We start from the raw sequence: 20,124 nt of genomic DNA, 5'->3' as shown, positions 1-20,124 counted from the left end.
GGGGGCCTGCTTTTTTCCCCGCTCAGTTACCTCAACCACTTCCCCGCCGCCATTTCCGGACACAATACCTTTACCTCTGCCCCCGCCGCTGGGTAGCATGCCCCCTCGTTCACCACCGGAATCTCATCCATGTCTCGCGTCATCCTGCTCTGGAGCGGTGGCAAAGATGCCATGCTGGCCCTCTGTCATGCTCGCCAAGCGGGCCATCAGCTGGTGGCACTGGCCACCTTTGCGCCGCCTGAGCCCCGATTTCTCGCTCACCCCTTGCCGCTGGTGCGCCGTCAGGCGGAAGCCCTCGGGCTGCCCCATCTGCTGGTCACCATAGAAGCGCCGTTCGATCTCGGTTATGAGCGGGCACTGGCACGGCTCAAGGAGGAGTGGCAACTCGATGGCGTGGTCACCGGCGATATCGACAGCGTGGGCGGTGCGCCTAACTGGATCCGCGAACGCTGCCAGCCGCTGGGCCTCACCGTCCATACCCCGCTCTGGCAGCAATCTCGTCAAGCCTTGCTGGCGGATATGCTGGCGCGTGGCATCGTCGCCCACCTCTCCTGCGTCGATACCCGGGTGCTTTCCCCCGAGTGGACTGGACGCACCCTTGATGCCACCACCCTCAGCGATCTGCAGCAACTGGCCGAGCACGAGGGCTTCGATGCCTGCGGCGAGCAAGGGGAGTACCACACCATGGTGACCGACGGCCCGGGCTTTGCCGCCCCGCTGCGCCTCGATGGCTGGCAGGTGACGCGGCAGGATCATCTGGCCTATCTGGCCGAGCCGCAGGGGTAACGGCCGCAAGCCATCTGGCCCGCTCACTCAGCGCGCGAAAAATCGAGATAAAAAAACAGAGGCAACAGCCTCCCGTTTGGATTTGAGCGGACCAGTTTTGAGCGGGCCAATAACGACCCGAACAAGGGATAAACCGGCTTATTTCGCCAGCTTGCCCAGCACCCGCTGCAGCAGGCGGATGCGCGGCTCGATGCTCTCCAGCAGCAGGAACTCCGCCTCCGAGTGGAAACCGCCCCCCATGGGGCCGAAGCCATCCAGCGACGGCACCCCCGCGGCGGCGGTGAAGTTGGCATCCGAGCCGCCACCGGCCTCCAGCCAGTTGAAGGGGATCCCCTCCTCCTTGGCTGCCGCCTCCACCAGTGCCATCAGCGCCTCGGTGTCGCCACTCGGGCGCATCGCCGGCTTGAAGGTCTGGCGATCCACCTCGACCCGACAACCCGCGAGGAAGGGGTTGTTGGCCATAAAGGTGAGCCGATCGTGTACCACAGCGGCCTCTTCGTTGCTCCAGAAGCGCAGATCGACGATCGCCTCGGCAAAGTCCGGCACCACGTTGACACCGGTGCCGCCCTGTACCACGCCAACGTTCATGGTGGTGCCCGTGGTCATGTTGACCTGCTCGTTGATGGCCAGCACCCAATGAGCGAGTTCTGTAATGGCAGAGACCCCTTCGGTCAGGGCCGAACCGGCGTGGGACGCCTTGCCGTGGAAGGTGATGCGGTACTTGGCATTGCCCTTGCGGGCGCTGATGAGATCCCCGTTGGGACGGGCTGCCTCGGCCACCAGCACGCAGCCGCTCTGTTTGGCTTTTTTCACCAGCCAATCCTTGGACCAGGGGGAGCCAATCTCTTCGTCGCAGTTGTAGCAGACCAGCACCTTGAGCTTGGCAAGCAATGCCGGGTCCATCTCTTTGAGGGCATACCAGATAGAGAGCAAGCCGCTCTTCATGTCCGAAACGCCGGGGCCAAAGGCTTGATTGCCTTCGATTTTCAGCGGGCGCTTGGCCGCCGTCCCCTCGGGGAAGACGGTATCCATGTGGCCGCACAGCATCACGTCGTAGTGATCTGCACCCGGCGCATTGGTGATCTCGAGGCAGGGGCCGCACTCGGCAGCGAACTGGTGGCGAGTCACCTGCCAGCCGATGGCCTCATATTTCTCGGTCATGATGTCGGCCACTTTCGCTACCCCGGCCGGGGTGCGAGTACCGCAATCGAGGTTGATGAGCGGGGCCAAATCGGCCAGATAGTTATCGAGGGAAAACGGGCTCTTTACAACTGTCATTATCTTCTCCATGCAACAATCAGCATTGATGGCCGATCGTCTATTGCAACAATGCGACACAGTGAGAAAAAGGCGGGCAGCCATGCCACCCGCCCGACCGGTAAATTCCAAACACCACTACATAACCCACATCACTACATGAACAGCAGATAGTTGAGGGTCAGCGCCGTCACCAGCGCCCCCGCCATCGGCACGCTGGTGCGCTTGACCACGGTAAAGGGCGATACCTTGGCAATCCCCGCACAGGCGATCAGCACAGCCGCGATGGGAGAGACGGTACGGCCGATACTGGAAGCGAGCTGCATCGGCAGCAGCATGGTCACCGCCGGTACGCCAAACTTGGCCGCCACCGCCGGTGCCAGGGTCGAGAAGCTGAGGAAGGCCGCGTTGCCGGAGCCCATGATGACCGCCGCTACCATGATCAGCGCCACCATCACCAGGGTCATCAGACCGCTGCCGATACCGGCATTGCTGGCAGAGTGCAGCAGGGTATCGATGGCGCCGATGGCCTTGAGAGATTCGGCAAACAGCTCGGCACAGACGATGAGCGCCACCACAGGGCCAAACACCTTGCCCATGCCGTCGAGGAAGCTGGAGAGCCCGGCAAACGCGGTACGCACCGAGCGGCTACGCAGCAGCTCGCACAGCATGCCGATAAAGACCGACAGCAGCATAGCCACCTCCACGCTCATCTTGATGTCGCTCACCAGCAGCTTGGAGAAGGTCATCATCAGCACGAAGGGGATGATCGGCAGCAGCGCATACCAGGTGGGGGCCTGCACGCTCTCGGTGCCCTGCTCGTCCAGCTCGGCGTGATCGCCGCGATGGAGCGCAGGATCCCAGCCATCCTTGCGATCGCAGTGACGCTGCCAGAAGAAGTGCAGCACCATGGTCACCAGCAGCATGGGGGCCACCAGCCAGATCTGGTAGTCGACGAAATAGCTGGTCGGATCCATGCCGGATTGACCGGCGGAGAAGATGGCGTTGGTCTGGGTCGGGCCAATTTCAAACGCCTGGGAGGTGGCGATGACACCACAGGCGGAGGCCGGGCTGATGCCGAGGTTGCGCATCACCGGATACATGGTGACCATCAACAACAGGCCAAGGCCGGTGGCGGAGGTGACGAACAGGGAGACAAAGACCGCCACCAGATAACAGATGGCGAGCATCAGGTAGCTGGACTGGATGCCCGCCACCGGCTTGACCGCCACCCGCACCAGCGCCTGAGAGGCCCCGATATGGGACATGTAAGTGGCAAAACCCGCCACCGCCATGATGGTGAGGCCGAGGCCCGCCGCGCGGTAGGAGAAGATCCCCTTGAACACTTCGAACAGGTCGAACAGGGCGAAGCCGGTGCTCTTGTCAGCGGGGAGAATGGGGTGCAGCCCCAACCAGTAGGCCACTGCAAAAATGGCCATGCCCGCCAGCGCCAGCACCGCCTGCGGGTTGTAATCCTTGATGATGCCGTAGACCACGGCGACCAGAACGAGCAAGACGAATAAAAGTTCCAATATTCACTCCTGATAAATTTATCGAGGAGCGAAATCTAGTGATCTGACTACTGTTTGCCTTTGATCCCCATCAATAAAGGTGACGACATTGGGCTTTGACAGCACAATATGTTAGCCAAGTGCCAAATTTTCGTTTTTTCACCCACAGAAAAACCTTTACCATTCTCGGAAAGAGAATTGTCTGACGCGACTCCCCTCTTTTTTGCGTTGGATCAACATACGACAGCGCCGAAGTGGCGAAGATGCGCTTCGACATATAGCGACCATTTCGCGCCGGAGAGAGTTATGACAAGCCAAGCCACCGCAGGTGTCTCGACCTGCGACTACAAGCTGTGGGACATCCTCGTCGAGTCTGCAAAGGAACGCACTACCATTCGTTATTCCAAACTGGCCAAGCAGGCCGGGCTGGAACAGTGCCAGGATGAACTGCGCACCCTGCTGCAGCGCATTCGCATGTACTGCACAGAAAACAACCTGCCGATCCTCTCCGCCATCGTCGTGGACGACGTGGGCAAATACACTGGCCTCTCTTCCAGCCTGCCTGATGCACCCTGGGAACGGGCCCGGGTCTTTGACCATGAGTGGGCCCCCCTGCACTGATTGAGGTGCTTGATGATGCCAACCAAGACGCGCCCGCTGGCGCGTTTTGGCTATCTGGCGTTTGCCCTTTCTCTTTTTCTCCTGCGATAGCGGCTCTTCTCCCGCAATACCCGCCCCATCGGGCATACCCGCCGCACAGCTTCTGATCTTGATCTCAAAATCGCCGTTCAGGTGTGACCAGTTCCGGTAAAACCCGCGAGCCGGACCATCGGCGTTGCCATGGGATTGCCACAATGCCAGAATCGGGCCCTTGCACTCTGTTGATTCGGATTTTCGGGCACGGCCACGGCCAGCGCCCACAAGAGAAGGACTCCCCATGGCCATCACCCTCTATGGCATCAAGAACTGCGACACCATCAAAAAAGCCCGCAAGTGGCTGGATGAGGCCGGTATCGACTACCGCTTTCACGACCACCGCGCCGACGGCCTGAACCCGGACGATCTGGACAGCTGGCTGGCACAACTCGGCTGGGAAGCCCTGCTCAACAGCCGCGGCACCACCTTCCGCGCCCTGCCGGACGAGGCCAAACATGGACTCGATACCGCCAAAGCGCGTGCCCTGCTGCTGGAACATCCGGCCATGATCAAGCGCCCGCTGCTCGACCGTGACGGCGAACTGACTCTGGGTTTCAAGGCCGATCACTACCAATCCCTCTTCTCCCGTTAAGGACAACTAAGGACAACTGATGTCGGATGTCATCGCACTGGCCAAGGATCTGATCCGCCGCCCCTCCGTTACCCCCCTCGATGAAGGGTGTCAGACCCTGATGGCGGAGCGCCTCGCCAAACTCGGCTTTGTTATCGAGCCCATGGTGTTTGAGGACACCACCAATCTCTGGGCCCGCCGTGGCAGCGAGGGGCCGCTGTTCTGCTTCGCCGGTCACACCGACGTGGTGCCCGCCGGGCCGCTGGACAAATGGCACACCCCGCCGTTCGAGCCGACCATAAAGGATGGTGTGCTCTACGGGCGCGGCGCCGCCGACATGAAGGGCTCGCTGGCTTCCATGGTGGTGGCGGTCGAACGCTTCGTGGCCGAGCATCCGGATCACACCGGGTCCATCGCTTTTCTCATCACCTCCGATGAGGAGGGGCCCTTTATCAATGGCACCACCCGGGTGATCGACACCCTGGAGGCCCGCAACGAGAAGATCCGCTGGTGCATCGTCGGCGAGCCCTCCTCTACCGCCGTGGTAGGGGATGTGGTGAAGAACGGCCGCCGCGGCTCCATCACCGGCGATCTGCTTGTACGCGGGGTGCAGGGGCATGTGGCCTATCCCCATCTGGCTGACAACCCGATCCACAAGGCGGCGCCAGCGCTGGCCGAGCTTGCCGCGACCGTGTGGGATGAGGGTAACGCCTACTTCCCCCCCACCAGCTTCCAGATCGCCAACATCTCGGCCGGCACCGGCGCCTCCAACGTCATTCCGGGCGAATTGCAGGTGCAGTTTAACTTCCGCTTCAGTACCGAACTGACCGACCTGGATATCCGCGAGCGGGTCGAGGCGCTGCTGGATAAACATGGCCTCGATTATCAGCTGAGTTGGACCCTCTCCGGCCAGCCGTTCCTCACCGACACCGGCAAACTGTTGGCAGCGGCGGTCTCCGCCATCGAGGCGGTCAATGGCCAGCAGCCAGCCCTGCTCACCACCGGCGGCACCTCGGATGGGCGCTTTATCGCCCCCACCGGCGCCGAAGTGATCGAGCTCGGCCCGGTCAACGCTACCATCCACAAGGTTAACGAGTGTGTGAAGGCGGATGATCTGGATCTGCTGGCGGACATGTACCAAGGGGTGCTCGAGAGATTGCTGGCATGACCCAGGAACAACTGCTGGGGCTCGACGAGAGCCACCTTATTCTGGTGGGGCAAGGCCCTCATCGTCTGACCGCCGCCACCGCGGCGGTCTTCAACGACATGCAGGTAGCCGCCGCCCACGCTGGCTTCAATCTGCAACCGGCCTCCAGCTGGCGCAGCTTTGATCGCCAGCTCGCCATCTGGAACGGCAAGTGGCGCGGCGAACGGCCACTGCTCGATGCCAACAGCCAGCCCATCGATGCCCTGCAACTGAGTGACGAGGCGCGGCTGCACGCCATTCTGCGCTGGAGCGCCCTACCGGGCACCAGTCGCCACCACTGGGGTACCGATCTCGACATCTACGACCCGGACTGCCTGCCCGCCGACACCAAGCTGGCGCTGGAACCCTGGGAGTATGAGGCCGGGGGCTGGTTTGCAGATCTCAGCGAGTGGCTAAACGACCATATGAGCGACTTTGGCTTCTTCCTCCCTTATGCCAAACCGGTCGGGGCGGGGAGCGGGGTCGCTTACGAGCCCTGGCATATCAGCTTCGGGCCCGAGTCCCGTGCGCAACGGCTCGACCCGACGACGCTGGCACTTTGCCTGCAACAGGCGGATATTGAAGGCAAGGCGACCATATTGGCCAACCTTGATGAAATTTTGGACCGTTATGTCACCACCAGTCCTGACGAAAGGAAAATCCCATGAATCTCTGGCTGTGGATAGGGTTGCCGCTGCTGTTCCTGCTCGGGCTGTTTCTCAATGCCATCAAAGACATGAAACGGCTGGAGAAGCAGTTGCCCAACTACAAGGACAAGATCCGCGAAGTAAAGGATGACGAGGACGACTGAGTCCCGCTCCATCCCGTGGGGAGCGCCCTTGTGCTCCCCTCTTCCTCTGCCGTGTCATTTCGCTTTTCCCCGCCCGCTCCTCCCTGCGCATCCCGATATCGATGCACCTTTTACACTGCTTTCGTTAACCCCGTCACAGTCAGAATATGGCGTAGCCATGAGGCAAAAAATGTAAAAAAGTGCAAATTGATGCACAAATAAGCCACACAAAGGGGACCTAACTGCATATAATGTGCCTACTTTGCACATTACCAAGAAGGAGTTCGCCCTTGGATGCCGCTACCATCAACAGTTTCTTTCTTGTCGCTGCCCTGTTGGTGGGAGCCAGCGTACTGTTGAGCGCACTCTCTTCCCGCCTCGGCATTCCCATTCTGGTCATTTTCCTCGCCGTCGGCATGCTGGCGGGTGAAGATGGTCCAGGTGGCATCCACTTCGCCGACTACTCCGTCGCCTATCTGGTAGGCAACCTGGCGCTAGCCATCATTCTGCTTGACGGCGGCATGCGCACCCGGGTCTCCTCGTTTCGGGTGGCACTCTGGCCAGCCTTGTCGCTGGCCACGGTCGGGGTGGCCATCACCACCGGCCTGACGGGCCTGGCCGCCGCCTGGCTGTTTGACCTCAACCTGATGCAGGGGATGCTGATCGGAGCCATCGTCGGCTCCACCGATGCGGCGGCGGTCTTCTCCCTGCTCGGCGGGCGCAGTCTCAACGAGCGGGTGAGCGCCACCCTGGAGATAGAGTCAGGCAGCAACGACCCCATGGCGGTGTTTCTCACCGTCACCCTGATTGAGGTACTTGCAACCGCCCAGCAGGGGCTGGATGCGGGCTTCCTGCTGCTACAACTGGTCAAGCAGTTTGGCCTTGGTGCCGGGATCGGCCTTGGCGGCGGCTGGCTGCTGTGGCGCCTCATCAACACCGCCCGCCTGGCCCCGGGGCTCTATCCGCTGCTCACCGTCAGCGGCGGCCTGCTCATTTTTGCCCTCACTACTGCCGTAGGCGGCAGCGGCATTCTTGCCATCTACCTCACAGGTCTGTTGCTCGGCAACCTCTCCCTGCGCAGCCGTAGCACAACCCTGTCGGTACTGGATGGACTCACCTGGCTGAGCCAAATCGGCATGTTTCTGGTGCTGGGGCTGCTCGCCTCGCCCCACAAGCTGCTACCCATCGCCCTGCCCGCACTGGCGCTGGCAGCCTGGATGATCCTGTTTGCCCGCCCGGTGTCGGTCTGGATCGGGCTGCTACCGTTCAAGAACTTCGCCCCCCGCGAGCGCTGGTTTATCTCCTGGGTCGGCCTGCGCGGCGCGGTGCCCATCATTCTGGCGGTGTTCCCCATGATGGCGGGGCTGCCCAACGCCCAGCTCTACTTCAACGTCGCCTTCTTCGTGGTGCTGGTTTCGCTGATTTTGCAGGGCAGCTCGCTGCCGCTGGCTTCAAAACTGGCGCGGGTGGAGGTGCCGGCACCACCGTCGCCCATCAACCGCTCGGGGCTCGAGATCGATCTCGACAGCCAGTGGGAGACCTTCGTCTACCAGCTGGGGGAGGAGAAGTGGTGCATCGGCTCGCCGCTGCGGGATCTGCAGATGCCCGCCGGCACCCGGATCTGCGCCCTGTTTCGTGGCCGCGAGCTGCTCCACCCCTCGGGCAGTACCTGTCTGCAGGCCGATGACATCCTCTGCGTGATCGGTCACGAACGTGACCTCCCCGCCCTAGGCCAGCTGTTCAGTCAGGCACCGGAGCAGGATCTCGGCCCCCGCTTCTTCGGTGACTTCCTGCTGGAAGCAGCCGCGCGGCTGGTGGATCTCGCCCCTCTCTACGGGCTGGATGTGAGCGAGGTGGCGGATCAGACACTGGGTGATTTTATTGCCAGCCAGTTGGGCGATAATCTGGTGGTCGGTGACAACATCGAATGGCAGGGCCTGATCTGGACCGTGGCCGAAATGGACGAGAGCGTGCCGAGCAAAATCGGGGTGCGCTTTCAGGAAGAGGACCCGGTCTGACCGACCGTCCCGTATCAAGTCCCCTGCAAGAAGGGAGAGCGTTATGCCATATCAAAGTTTGCTGTCCGGCCCCCTCCCCCCAGCTGCCAATCTGGGGGTCATTGAAGGTTTTTTTGGCAAGGGATGGAGCTGGCAGGCCCGCGCCCGCTACGCACAGTGGCTGCCACGCCACGGTTACGGCTTCTATATCTATGCACCGAAAGAGGATGGCTATCTGCGCAAGCACTGGGCCCTCCCCTGGCCCGAGCAGCAGCTGGCGGATCTCGCCGAGCTGGCGCGCCAGTGCCGCGCCAACGGGCTCGCCTTCGGGGTGGGCTTAAGCCCCATGGGGGCCCATCACGACTACGATCGCAAACGCCCGGCGCTGCTTGAGAAAGTGCGCCTCATCGACGAGATGCTCCAGCCCGATATCCTGGCGGTGCTGTTTGACGACATGAAGGGGGATACCCCGGATCTGGCCCGTCACCAGCTCACCATCGCCCACGATATCGCGGCCCACAGCAAGGCGACCCGCCTCATCTTCTGTCCCAGCTACTACTCGACCGATCCGGTGCTGGAGAAGGTGTTTGGCGCCATGCCTCCCCGCTATCTGGAGGAGCTTGGCGAGCAACTCGACCGCCGTTTCGAGATCTTCTGGACCGGCCCCAAGGTCTGCTCCAGCGAATATCCGGCCAGCCACCTCAAGCAGGTGACCGACCTGCTCGGCCGCAAGCCCTTCCTTTGGGACAACTACCCGGTTAACGATGGCAGCAAGGCGAGCAGCTACCTGCACCTGCGCGCTTTCGAGAACCGCCCCGCCGAGCTGGCGGAGCTGGTCTCTGGCCATGCGGTCAACCCGATGAAGCAGGCGGCGCTCTCCGCCCTGCCCCTCGCCACCCTGCCAATGAGCTACCGACTCGGCAAGCAGTACGACCCCGGCAAGGCGCTGCACGCCGCCCTCAACGCCACCTGTGGCCCGCAGATCTCGGCGATGATCGAGGCCGACCTGCCGCTGTTTCAGGACATAGGGCTGGCCCAGCTGACCCCTGAGCAGGTGGCCCATCTCAAGGCCCGCTACCTGCCGTTTCGCGACCAATCCTGTGTCGACGAAATCGTGCGCTGGCTGGACGGGGAGTATGTGTTCGACCCCGACTGTCTGACCGATTGATCTGCCTCGGCAGGCGTGATGGGCACAGCCACTCTGGACAAGGTGTGCGCACAGTTACGGCAACGAAGAGTTAATCACTGAGAATATCGGGCATAACCCGGGGCCAGGATGGCAGTTAAACAGCCCTGACAAGATGGTTTCAAGGGAGCTTGTATGGATACACATCTGCTTTACCAGAATCTGGCGGTGATCGCCGCCTTCTTGCTGATCTACAGCCTGATCGCGGGGCGCTTCGAATCAAAACTGGTCAACGGCCCCCTGCTCTTTCTGCTGACCGGCTGGTTGCTGGGGCCTGGCGGGCTGGAGCTGCTCTCCCTCTCTATCGACAGTGACGGCATCAAGCTGCTGGCCGAGCTGACGCTGGTTATCGTGCTGTTCAACGATGCCGCCAACACCAACTGGCAAGTATTGCTGGCCAACCGGCAGCTCCCCATCCGGCTGCTGATGATCGGCCTGCCTCTTACCCTGCTCTGTGGTGCCCTGTTTGGTCACTGGATCTTCCCCGACCTGCCACTGCTGGAGATGGCTATCCTCTCCACCATTCTTGCCCCCACGGATGCGGCGCTCGGCAAGGCGGTGGTAAGCAACCCGGCCGTACCGGCACCGGTGCGTGAAGGGCTCAATCAGGAGAGTGGCCTCAACGACGGCATCTGCGTACCGGTGCTGCTTCTGCTGCTGGCTCTTATTGCCCCCACCGAACAGCATGCAGGCACCGCCACTCTGGCCCTCACCCTGATGCTGGAGGAGATCGGCATTGGCCTCCTGGTCGCTTATGTACTGACCAGCCTCACTATCCGGCTGCTGAAAATCTCCTATCTCAACGGCTGGCAACTGCCGCTCTGGCGCCAGCTCACCATGCCGGGGCTGGCCCTGCTCTGCTTTGCGCTGGCCCAGACTCTCGGAGGGAGCGGCTTTATCGCCGCCTTCGTTGGTGGCCTGCTAATGGGACGCCGCCTGGGCGAGCACAAGCACGCCTATATGGACAGCTGCGAAGGCTACGGCGACCTGCTCTCCGTGGTGATCTGGATGGTGTTTGGTGCCACCCTGATGCCCATCCTGCCCGAGCTGCTGCACTGGCAATACTGGCTCTATGCCATTGCCAGCCTCACCCTGCTGCGGATGGTGCCGGTCTGGCTGAGCCTCATCGGCACCGGCCTCAAGCCCGAGCTCAAGCTCTTTATCGGCTGGTTCGGGCCGCGGGGCCTTGCCAGCATCGTCTTTGCGGTGATGGTGCTGCAAAACCAGCCTGCCCTTATCGGCCAGCGGCCCATCATCGCCACTGTGCTCTGCACCATCATATTGAGCGTCGTCCTGCACGGCCTCACCGCCACCCCCTGGGTCGAGCGTTTCAAACCGCGCTGAGCCACCCTGCGCCCATTAAAAATGCCACCGACCGGTGGCATTTTTCTTTGGTGGCATGGGTCACTGACGGCTCTTAACCGAGCGCCAGCCAGACCCCCACTCCCAACATCAGGGTACCGGCGATGCGGTTCATCAGGGTGACGTTGCCGCTCTTGGCGAGGAAGTGGCGCAGGGTACGACCGCCGCTGGCGTAGAGCAGCAGGCAGGAGAATTCGATGACCAGGATCAGCGCCACCAGCGCGCTGATCTGCGGCGCCATCGGCTTGTCGGCGGAGATAAAGGGGGGCAGCAAGGAGATCATAAAGGCCCATCCCTTTGGGTTGGCAATGGCGGTGACAAAACCCTGCACCGCCAGCCCCATGGCGCTGGTCTGCTGACCGGCCGAGAGATCCGCCGGAATGGCCATCTTCCCCTTGGCCTGCCACATCTGGATACCTAGCCACACCAGATAGGCGCCCCCTACGTATTTAAAGGCGGCGAAGATCCCCGGATAGTTGAGCATGATGGCAGCGACCCCGATCACCGACAGCACCGAGACCAGGCCGACGCCGATCAGCTCCCCCCACATCATGTGCAGGGTGCGACGCACACCCAGGCTCATCCCCAGCGTCATCGACAGGGTCATGCACATGCCGGGGGTCACCGAGACAAAGAAAAAGGTCGGAATAAACAGAGCCAGAATGGCCGGATCGATCCAGCTGGACACAGCACACCTCCATATGACGAGAGCGAGAAATCACGAAAACGGGACAGGGTTGACACAACCCGGCCAGTTGTACCACATATTCAGGGGATTAAGCGCTCAATCATGCCTATATGGTGCCTTTCGCACAAGGAAAAACCTTTTCTTCAGCAAATTTCAGCAATAAAAGACTGTGACAGCTCCTGACGTAGATGTGTAATATGTCAGCTCCTCCCATTTCGGATTAGAGCCATTTATGTCATTGAATAATCTATCAATACGTGTCCAGGTCCTGATACCGCTGCTGCTGGCCAGCCTGCTGATGATGGTAATGATCGCCATCAGTAAACAGGGGCTGGACGATGCCATCCGTGACATAGATGAGACGACCCAGAGCGTAGTCCGGCACAAGGACGATATTGCCACATTGATCCACACCACCTACCGGCTGCGCACCAGCGCCATCTATGGCCTGTACGATGCCAAGCTGTTTGCCGCACTGCCCGCGAACCTCAACAGCGCCGAGCAGGAGATCAATGCCATCCTCGGTCGCTTGGTTGTCCCCGGTGCCGAGCAGGATAACCGTCAGGTCGCTGCAGCCCTGCAGGCCTACCTCAGCCACACCCGAAATAATATGCTGCCGTTACTGGCAGAAAAGCATCAGGGAGGTGGCGATCCGGTCGCCTACGAGGCGGCCCGCCTCCATTTCCGCGAACTGGGTGAGCAGCTGATCAAACAGATCGACAGTATGTCAGCCCACATCAACCAATTGATCCAGCAAGAGCTGGCCGAAGAGCAGGCTCACTATGACGCCACCCTGCTACGTACCCTGCTGCTCACCGCTGGTACCCTGCTGGCGGCGCTGATCTGCGGCTGGGTCCTCTCCGGTCGCATCGTCAGCCCCATCGGTCAGCTGCAAGAGGTGATGCACGCCGTGGCGCAAGGGCGCTTCAACGTGCGCGCCAAAGCGGAGGGCAACAACGAGCTGACCCGTCTGGCCAAAGATATCAACCTCACTCTGGGGCAACTTGGTAGCACCATCGAGAACCTGACCGGGATCAGCAACAGCGTCGCCTCCGCCGCCACCGAGCTGGCCGCCGTGATGACCCAGTCCGAGGCCAATGCAAAGCAGCAGCACAGCGAGATCGAACAGGTCGCCTCCGCCGTGACCGAACTCTCCAGCACCGCTGACAACGTCAACCACAACGCCGCTATCGCCGATGAGCTGGCGCGGGAGGCCAATGGCAGGGTTGAACAGGGGCTAGCCCTCTTTACCGAAAGCATCGCAGCCAACAGCCGGATGGCAGGCAGCCTGGAAGATGCCGCCGCCATCGTAGCCCAGCTCAAATCCCAGTCCGAGCAGATCGGCAAGGTGATTGAAGTGATTCAGGGGATCTCCGAGCAGACCAACCTGCTGGCGCTCAATGCTGCCATCGAAGCGGCCCGTGCCGGCGAAACCGGACGCGGTTTTGCCGTCGTCGCCGACGAAGTGAGAATGCTGGCAGCCCGTACTCAGGACTCCACCAAGGAGATCCAGGCCATCATCGAGCGGCTGCAGAGCCAGTCCCAATCCGCCAACAACGGCGTGCAGGAAACCCTGGAGATCCTCGGTCATAACCAACGCCTGTCAGCTCAGGTGCAGGATCTGCTGAGCGGCATTACCGGTGCAGTACGCCAGATCAACGACGCCAACGCCCAGGTCGCCACTGCCGCCGAGGAGCAGTCCTGCGTCACTGCCGACATCAACCGCAACATCACCAATATTCACGAGATCGTGAGCCAGAGCTCCGCCGGCATCAGCCAGAGCGCCAGCGCCAGCCACGAGCTTTCGGAGCTGGCCGAGCAGCAGCGCAAGCAGCTCTCTCACTTCCAGCTCTGACACGCGGCCTGAAAGATAAAAAGAGGCCGGCACAGGCCTCTGGATAGCAATAAAGCCCCTTATTTTATAAATAAGGGGCTTTATTTATAAAATAAGGGGCTTTATTTATTCGGCCACATGTCCCTTCACACACGCCCCTTACGCCTCCATAGAGTGTCAATCAACACGTTTTTCCCCTCCTCCGGTAACCGTCCGAACAACGCATTGCGACAGGTTTAACCACGAAGCGTGGTGCAGGAGGCAGTTGTTTTAAACGCCATTTTTTGGCTTGCGGAGCCATAAGGGGCTGGGCTGAGGGGGCAAATGTGAGTATGGTAGAGGCACGTCACTTCCCCTCACGTGAGAACACCATGAGCCTGAGATTCAAGAAACCCGCCTTTATTGCCCTTGGGCTCATCGCCCTCATTTCTGCCGCCTGGCTCGACTACTACCTGCCAGAGCACACCATCGCCACCATCACCGGGGTCGAGGTGAAGCGCACCGACAAGGATGGTCCCATCAGCCAGAAGAACCCGGCTGACGGCCCGACCACCGACGTCTACTACATCTATACCGAACGCCCCGGCGAGAAGATCCGGGTGTTCAGAAATGAGGATACCGAGTGGGGCTGGCCCTTCTACTTCAAGTTCAACGCCGCCGACGTGCAGGCCAAGGCCAAGTCGATGGAGTTTGAAAAGCGTCTGGCCATCATTACTTCCTACGGCTGGCGCATCAACATGTTCTCCATGTTCCCCAACGTCACCAAGATTGAGAGTACCGAGCCTGATGCTTCCACCTGGAGCTTCTTCCGCTGGTTCTGGTTCGGTCTCTGGGCACTGGTGATGGGCAAAGCCGCCATCGCAACCTGGCGCTACTTCGATCGTCTTGAGGACGAGATATGAGCGAGCCGAGCAAGACCCGCACCAGCTTCTACCGGCGGCTCTACGTGGCCTGGCTGATCAGTCAGGGCACGGATACGGTGCCCGCCATCATGGAAGCGACCGGCATGCCACGCCGCACCGCGCAGGATACTCTAAGCGCGCTGGCCGAACTCGATATCAGCTGCGCCTTCGAGCAGACCGAGGGGGCGCGCCACCTGCAGGGGCACTACCGCATCAGCGACTGGGGCCCCATCAATCCGGCGTGGATCAAGGCCCAGCTGCCGCTTATCAAAGAGACGCTGAGCTATCCCTGATCCGGGAACTGCTCTGCAATCACACCCAGCGTTGAATTAAAGAGGGGCCAGCCGGCAAGGCTGGCCCCTCTTTTTTCAGGCCGATGGTGTGGTAGGTTGCCCTACTCGGGCAATGCCGAATCCTCAAGCTCCCCGTCAGACTCGCCACGGGTGCAGTCGATGATGGATCGCTTGGGGTTGTTGGGGTCGCGCAGCAGCAGGGGCGCCACACCCTCGTCATGCTTCTGCTCGTCGCCAAACTCGCTGCCGTAGGCGTTATGGGTCAAGCGGCGGGCGTTGGCGATGGGGGTATCGACAAACAGGGCGTGCACTTCGAAGCTGGAGGCGGGCACGATAAAACCGACCACCGGCAGGCCGTGCAGCTCCTCGTGCACCTTGTACCAGGCAAAGCCGTCGCTCACCTTGTAGGGGGTGTAATTGGCCAGTTGTAGATTGGCGGCCCTGCCCGTCTCATTCACATAGAGATCGGTAAATTCACAGCTCGCCAGCCCCTGCCACATCCGCTCGAATGGCGTCGCACAGCCTGTCAGTTGCAACCCGGCCAGCAGCGCCAAGCCTCTCTTCCACATTCCCCGCCCCTTCTTGCAAAAATGAACCGGCGCTCAGTCAAACGCCCGCAGCCGCGTCACCAGCAGATCGATAAAGCCCGGACGATCCAGCCCCAACAATACCAGCGCATTGGCTGGCTTGCCGGTCAGACCATAACGATCCACCACCGTCATCCCCACGGTATGCTCCCCCCGGGTCTCGATATCGACCCGGCACTCGACCCCGTGGAACAGCTCGGGAGCCAGCAACCAGGCAATGGTACAGGGGTCGTGCAGCGGCGCGCCAGCAAATCCCCACTTGGGGTCCCGATGGTAGATCATGAAAAAATCGAGCAGACCGGCCACACACTGGGCCACCGGATTGGTGATGGCGCGTACCCGTTCGATATCCTCGTCCATCACCTGCGCCTCATGGGTCACATCGAGGCCACACATGGTGATGGGGATACCCGACTTGAACACCATATCGGCCGCTTCCGGGTCCACATAGATATTGAATTCCGCCGCCGGCGTCCAGTTGCCGGTCCCTGCGGCGCCCCCCATCAGCACGATACGGGCGATCTTGGGTTTGAGCTCGGGGTGGGCCGCCAGCAGCAGGGCGATGTTGGTGAGCGGGCCGGTCGGCACCAAAGTCACGGGCTCCGGGCTCTCGCGCAGACATCTGGCCATCAGCTCGATCCCCGTCATCCCCTGCGGCGCAAAGGCGGGATCCGGCAGTTTGGGGCCATCGAGGCCCGATTCGCCATGGACGTTGTCGGCAATAATCAACTCGCGGGCCAGCGGTTTCGGCGCCCCAGCCGCCACCGGAATATCATCCCGTCCCAGCAAGGTAAGGATGCGCAGGGCATTGTTGAGGGTCTTGTCCGGTGTCTGGTTGCCCGCGCTCGTGGTGACCGCCAGCACCTCAAGTTCAGGGCTGGCCAGCGCCAGAATGAGGGCAATGGCGTCGTCGTGGCCGGGATCACAATCGAGAATAACGGGCAGTGCCATGGAAAGGGTCCTTACAACATAACAGGGAGCCATACCTTAACAAGCAAGCCTCGGATGAACTCGGGAAGGGGTCACAAAACGGGGCCTTGTTGCTGACCTGGGCGGTTTGCACGGCACGCCGCATCGCTCAAAGCGGCTCATTATCAAGAGGTTGCATGACGTCATGCCGTTCATTTTCCGAGGCAGCGCACCACCCATTCGCCCGGCCGCGCCGGTTCGGGTATGATCGTCCCCCGTTTCCAGCCCGTGTGCCCTATGTCTGTTATCGTCGACACCTTTATCGCCCCGCCCTGCAGTGCCGCCATCGAGATCCTGTTTGAGGATGAGCATCTGCTGCTCATCAACAAGCCGAGCGGCCTGCTGAGCCTCTCGGGCAAAAATCCGCAGAACCTCGACTCGGTTCACTATCGACTGGTGCAGGATTTCCCCGGCTACACCCTGGTGCATCGCCTAGATTTTGGCACCTCAGGCATCATGGTGGTGGCCAGAAACAAGGCCATCAATGCCCTGCTCTGCCAGCAGTTCAGTCAGCGGGCGGTGAGCAAAGCCTACAGCGCCCTGCTCTGCGGTCATTTGATTGACGACGAAGGGGTTATCGACGCCCCCATCGCCAAGGATCCGGCCCTCTTTCCGCTGATGAAGATCTGCGCCGCCAGCGGCAAACCCGCCCGCTCCCACTATCAGGTGATTGAGCGGCTGGCGCAGCAGATACAGGGGCAGACCGTGCCACTGACCCGGGTACGACTGGTGCCGGAGACCGGCCGCACCCATCAGCTACGGATCCACAGCCAGCTGCTGGGCCACCCCATCCTCGGCTGCGATCTCTATGGTGGCCTGCTGCCGCCCGGCTGCGAACAGGCGCCGCGGCTGATGCTGCACGCCAGCGAGCTGGATTTTACTCATCCGGTGAGCGGCGAGCCGATGCAAGTACGCTGTGCTGCGCCTTTTTAAGTGCAACAAGTAGGAACAATAAGCGCGAGTGCGACGGGATCAGTGAAAGGCGTGACGGGAGAGGAAAAGCGGCAAACGGCGGATAAAGATAGGGGCCGCGCTTTCGCAACGGCCCCCACCCCCCACTCTTTGTGGTGCTATCAGATCAGCTTGCGGGCAGCGCCCAGTACGATCTTGATGGCATCAGATTCGGTTTTCGCCATGGTCTCGGCGTTCGGGATCTCTTGCTGGGTACGGTTGACGATAACGCCAGCCACCATACCGGCACGCAGGCCCTGGCTGGAGCACATGGTCAGCAGGGTTGCGGACTCCATCTCATAGTTCAGCACGCCCATGGCTTGCCACTCTTTCATGGAACCCTGGAAACGGCTCACTACGCGGCCGGATACGGTGTCGTAACGCTCCTGACCCGGGTAGAAGGTGTCAGAGGAGGCAGTCACACCGATGTGCAGCTTGGAGCCCATCTCTTTGGCGGTGTTCACCAGCGCGGTGGTGCAGTCGAAGTCGGCAACAGCCGGGAACTCCATCGGTGCGAAGTGCAGGCTGGCACCGTCGAGGCGCACGGAACCGGTGGTCACGATCACGTCACCCACGTTCAAGTGCGGCTGGATGGCGCCAGTGGTGCCGATACGCAGGAAGGTGCGGATGCCCAGCTGGGCCAGCTCTTCTACCGCGATGGAGGTGGACGGGCCACCGATACCGGTAGAGCAGATGATCACGGCCTTGCCGTCCATCTCGCCGCGCCAGGTAGTGAATTCACGATGGCTGGCCAGGTGCACCGGGTTATCCAACAGCTCTGCGATACGCTTCACGCGCTCGGGGTCACCGGGGACGATCGCCAGGGTGGCGCCTTGCAGATCCGCTTTCTTCAAACCCAAGTGAAATACATCAGACATATTGGACTCCTGGTTGCCCCCTGCCAGCATGGTCAGGGCACAAGTTAAGATGATTCTTTATGATACTTTCAAGCCTTTACCCCCCTCTTCGGGGAGGCGCCAACTATGGTCGAAAGCGCTTTCCAATTCCTTGAAGCGCCTCACACTTCCACGCATTGACAGTCACAAATTCCACGCAAAACGTTTGCTAACCTGATGAATTAATTGAAAAACGTTTTTCTTCCCATGAACGGGCAATAGCGCTTGTCAATCCCTGTCTGGCCCCATGTTTTCGGTACGTGATCGAGTCCATAAAGTTGTAAAGCAGATACCATTGACCCCTTTCCATCCCCTCTGACGATGTTATGTTGGCGCCAAACTACCACTTAATGGCTAACCACAGGGAGTCCATCATGGCTACATTCAAATTCTATATTCCCGCAATCAACCTGATGGGTGCCGGCTGTCTGCAAGAGGCCGCCGCCGATATCAAAGGTTACGGCTATCGCAAGGCGTTGATCGTTACCGACAAAATTCTCAACCAGATCGGCGTGGTCGCCAAGCTCACCACCCTGTTGGCTGAACATGGCATTGAAAGCGCAGTTTTCGATGAGACCAAACCCAACCCCACCACCAGCAACGTCGAAGCGGGTCTGGCGATGATCAAGGCCAACGGCTGCGACTGCGTCATCTCGCTGGGTGGCGGCTCGCCCCACGACTGTGCCAAGGGCATCGCGCTGGTGGCCGCCAATGGTGGCAGCATCAAGGATTACGAAGGGGTGGATCGCTCCGCCAAGCCGCAGTTGCCGCTTATCGCCATCAACACCACCGCCGGTACCGCCTCCGAGATGACCCGCTTCTGCATCATCACAGACGAAGCCCGCCACGTGAAAATGGCCATCATCGACAAGCACGTTACCCCGCTGATGTCGGTCAACGATCCCGAGCTGATGCTGGCCAAGCCGGCTGGTCTCACCGCCGCCACCGGTATGGATGCCCTGACCCACGCCATCGAGGCCTACGTCTCCACCATCGCCACCCCGGTAACCGATGCCAGCGCCGTGATGGCCATCGAGCTGATTGCCAAGCACCTGCGCACCGCCGTTCACCACGGCGATGATCTGCACGCCCGCGAGCAGATGGCCTATGCCCAGTTCCTGGCCGGCATGGCCTTCAACAACGCAAGCCTGGGCTATGTGCACGCCATGGCCCACCAGCTGGGTGGTTTCTATGACCTGCCCCACGGTGTCTGCAACGCCGTGCTGCTGCCCCACGTTCAGGCGTTCAACGCCCAGGTTAGCGCCGCACGTCTGAAGGATGTGGCCCGCTACATGGGGGTGGACGTGAGCGCCATGAGCGACGAGCAGGGCGCCGCCGCTGCCATTGCCGCCATCAAGCAACTGGCGCTGGATGTGAAGATCCCGACCGGTCTGGAGCAGCTCGGCGTCAAGGCCGATGACTTCGATACCCTGGCCAGCAACGCCCTGAAAGATGCCTGTGGCTTCACCAACCCGAAACAGGCGAGCCACGAAGAGATCGTCGCCATCTTCCGCGCTGCAATGTGATTGTAGCCTGATTGCCAGAAAGGGTCGCAGTGCGACCCTTTTTATTGGCTGATGGATCAATGGCTTTTTACTTCCGTGGAGGGAGTCGGTATGATTTGCCGAGCCAAAAAAGACTGTATGGATGATCTGAACTCGA

Annotated in this window: 20 protein-coding genes; 14 read left to right on the top strand and 6 right to left on the bottom strand. The window is 60.9% G+C overall.

The window, feature by feature from the left end; genetic code table 11:
- Positions 1 to 129 precede the first annotated feature (129 nt).
- The gene (locus G5149_RS04450) at positions 130 to 786 is read left to right on the top strand and encodes a hypothetical protein (protein WP_337073585.1); all 657 of its coding nucleotides are present in this window, start codon (positions 130 to 132) and stop codon (positions 784 to 786) included.
- 138 nt (positions 787 to 924) lie between these two features.
- Here the strand turns inward: G5149_RS04450 and G5149_RS04445 are convergent, their stop codons facing one another.
- Together G5149_RS04445 and dcuC are read right to left on the bottom strand one after the other, a co-directional pair.
- Positions 925 to 2,064: a M20 family metallopeptidase gene (locus G5149_RS04445; protein ID WP_337073586.1), complete on the bottom strand. Its 1,140-nt coding sequence runs from the start codon at positions 2,062 to 2,064 to the stop codon at positions 925 to 927.
- A 134-nt stretch (positions 2,065 to 2,198) separates the two neighbouring features.
- On the bottom strand, positions 2,199 to 3,575 hold the full coding sequence (gene dcuC, locus G5149_RS04440; protein WP_040066062.1) for a C4-dicarboxylate transporter DcuC: 1,377 nt from the start codon (positions 3,573 to 3,575) through the stop codon (positions 2,199 to 2,201).
- 285 nt (positions 3,576 to 3,860) lie between these two features.
- Here dcuC and G5149_RS04435 point away from each other — a divergent pair, with 285 nt between their 5' ends.
- The 8 genes from G5149_RS04435 to G5149_RS04400 all read left to right on the top strand — a co-directional run bounded on the left by G5149_RS04435 (position 3,861) and on the right by G5149_RS04400 (position 11,324).
- Complete coding sequence (locus G5149_RS04435; protein ID WP_005344357.1) at positions 3,861 to 4,175, top strand: hypothetical protein; 315 nt, start codon at positions 3,861 to 3,863, stop codon at positions 4,173 to 4,175.
- Positions 4,176 to 4,491: 316 nt separating this feature from the next.
- Complete coding sequence (locus tag G5149_RS04430; protein WP_288726945.1) at positions 4,492 to 4,842, top strand: ArsC family reductase; 351 nt, start codon at positions 4,492 to 4,494, stop codon at positions 4,840 to 4,842.
- Between the two features lie 19 nt (positions 4,843 to 4,861).
- A complete protein-coding gene (dapE, locus tag G5149_RS04425; RefSeq protein WP_421211764.1) occupies positions 4,862 to 5,989 on the top strand; it encodes a succinyl-diaminopimelate desuccinylase in 1,128 nt (375 codons plus the stop codon).
- Entirely contained in the window at positions 5,986 to 6,675 is a 690-nt protein-coding gene (locus G5149_RS04420) for a M15 family metallopeptidase (protein ID WP_421211762.1), read from the top strand. The genes dapE and G5149_RS04420 overlap by 4 nt, the downstream gene beginning before the upstream one ends.
- Positions 6,672 to 6,818: a hypothetical protein gene (locus G5149_RS04415; RefSeq protein ID WP_005337933.1), complete on the top strand. Its 147-nt coding sequence runs from the start codon at positions 6,672 to 6,674 to the stop codon at positions 6,816 to 6,818. The genes G5149_RS04420 and G5149_RS04415 overlap by 4 nt, the downstream gene beginning before the upstream one ends.
- Before the next feature lie 269 nt (positions 6,819 to 7,087).
- Positions 7,088 to 8,815 carry a potassium/proton antiporter gene (locus tag G5149_RS04410; RefSeq protein WP_337073590.1) on the top strand — a complete coding sequence of 576 codons (1,728 nt, stop codon included), beginning with the start codon at positions 7,088 to 7,090 and terminating at the stop codon, positions 8,813 to 8,815.
- A 43-nt stretch (positions 8,816 to 8,858) separates the two neighbouring features.
- A complete protein-coding gene (locus G5149_RS04405) occupies positions 8,859 to 9,962 on the top strand; it encodes a beta-N-acetylglucosaminidase domain-containing protein (protein WP_421211760.1) in 1,104 nt (367 codons plus the stop codon).
- A gap of 153 nt (positions 9,963 to 10,115) precedes the next feature.
- Entirely contained in the window at positions 10,116 to 11,324 is a 1,209-nt protein-coding gene (locus G5149_RS04400) for a cation:proton antiporter (RefSeq protein ID WP_421211758.1), read from the top strand.
- Positions 11,325 to 11,397: 73 nt separating this feature from the next.
- Here the strand turns inward: G5149_RS04400 and G5149_RS04395 are convergent, their stop codons facing one another.
- The gene (locus G5149_RS04395; protein WP_069554739.1) at positions 11,398 to 12,030 is read right to left on the bottom strand and encodes a LysE family translocator; all 633 of its coding nucleotides are present in this window, start codon (positions 12,028 to 12,030) and stop codon (positions 11,398 to 11,400) included.
- Positions 12,031 to 12,262: 232 nt separating this feature from the next.
- On the opposite strand from G5149_RS04395, the gene G5149_RS04390 reads away from it, so the two are divergent.
- From G5149_RS04390 to G5149_RS04380, 3 genes are all read left to right on the top strand, one after another.
- Positions 12,263 to 13,885 carry a methyl-accepting chemotaxis protein gene (locus G5149_RS04390; RefSeq protein ID WP_421211756.1) on the top strand — a complete coding sequence of 541 codons (1,623 nt, stop codon included), beginning with the start codon at positions 12,263 to 12,265 and terminating at the stop codon, positions 13,883 to 13,885.
- A gap of 350 nt (positions 13,886 to 14,235) precedes the next feature.
- A complete protein-coding gene (locus tag G5149_RS04385) occupies positions 14,236 to 14,766 on the top strand; it encodes a DUF1523 family protein (protein WP_005344342.1) in 531 nt (176 codons plus the stop codon).
- Entirely contained in the window at positions 14,763 to 15,059 is a 297-nt protein-coding gene (locus G5149_RS04380; protein ID WP_005344341.1) for a winged helix-turn-helix domain-containing protein, read from the top strand. The genes G5149_RS04385 and G5149_RS04380 overlap by 4 nt, the downstream gene beginning before the upstream one ends.
- 101 nt (positions 15,060 to 15,160) lie before the next feature.
- Here G5149_RS04380 and G5149_RS04375 read toward each other — a convergent pair whose 3' ends face one another.
- Positions 15,161 to 15,628, bottom strand: a complete 468-nt coding sequence (locus tag G5149_RS04375; RefSeq protein WP_421211755.1) for a hypothetical protein — start codon at positions 15,626 to 15,628, stop codon at positions 15,161 to 15,163.
- Between the two features lie 33 nt (positions 15,629 to 15,661).
- A complete protein-coding gene (gene rihA, locus G5149_RS04370; protein ID WP_421211753.1) occupies positions 15,662 to 16,597 on the bottom strand; it encodes a pyrimidine-specific ribonucleoside hydrolase RihA in 936 nt (311 codons plus the stop codon).
- 222 nt (positions 16,598 to 16,819) lie between these two features.
- Between rihA and G5149_RS04365 the strand changes: the two genes are divergently transcribed.
- A complete protein-coding gene (locus tag G5149_RS04365; RefSeq protein WP_421211751.1) occupies positions 16,820 to 17,548 on the top strand; it encodes an RluA family pseudouridine synthase in 729 nt (242 codons plus the stop codon).
- A gap of 140 nt (positions 17,549 to 17,688) precedes the next feature.
- On the opposite strand, the gene udp is transcribed toward G5149_RS04365, so the two are convergent.
- Entirely contained in the window at positions 17,689 to 18,444 is a 756-nt protein-coding gene (gene udp / locus G5149_RS04360; protein WP_005337975.1) for a uridine phosphorylase, read from the bottom strand.
- Between the two features lie 392 nt (positions 18,445 to 18,836).
- Here udp and yiaY point away from each other — a divergent pair, with 392 nt between their 5' ends.
- Positions 18,837 to 19,988 (top strand): L-threonine dehydrogenase, encoded by a 1,152-nt coding sequence (gene yiaY, locus G5149_RS04355; RefSeq protein ID WP_421211750.1) that lies wholly within the window; start codon positions 18,837 to 18,839, stop codon positions 19,986 to 19,988.
- The last annotated feature ends 136 nt before the right edge of the window (positions 19,989 to 20,124 follow it).

Origin of the sequence: Aeromonas sp. 600479 (assembly GCF_049175515.1) — a bacterium.
Taxonomy (GTDB): domain Bacteria; phylum Pseudomonadota; class Gammaproteobacteria; order Enterobacterales; family Aeromonadaceae; genus Aeromonas; species Aeromonas veronii_A.
This window is presented reverse-complemented; position numbering and strand designations above follow the sequence as displayed.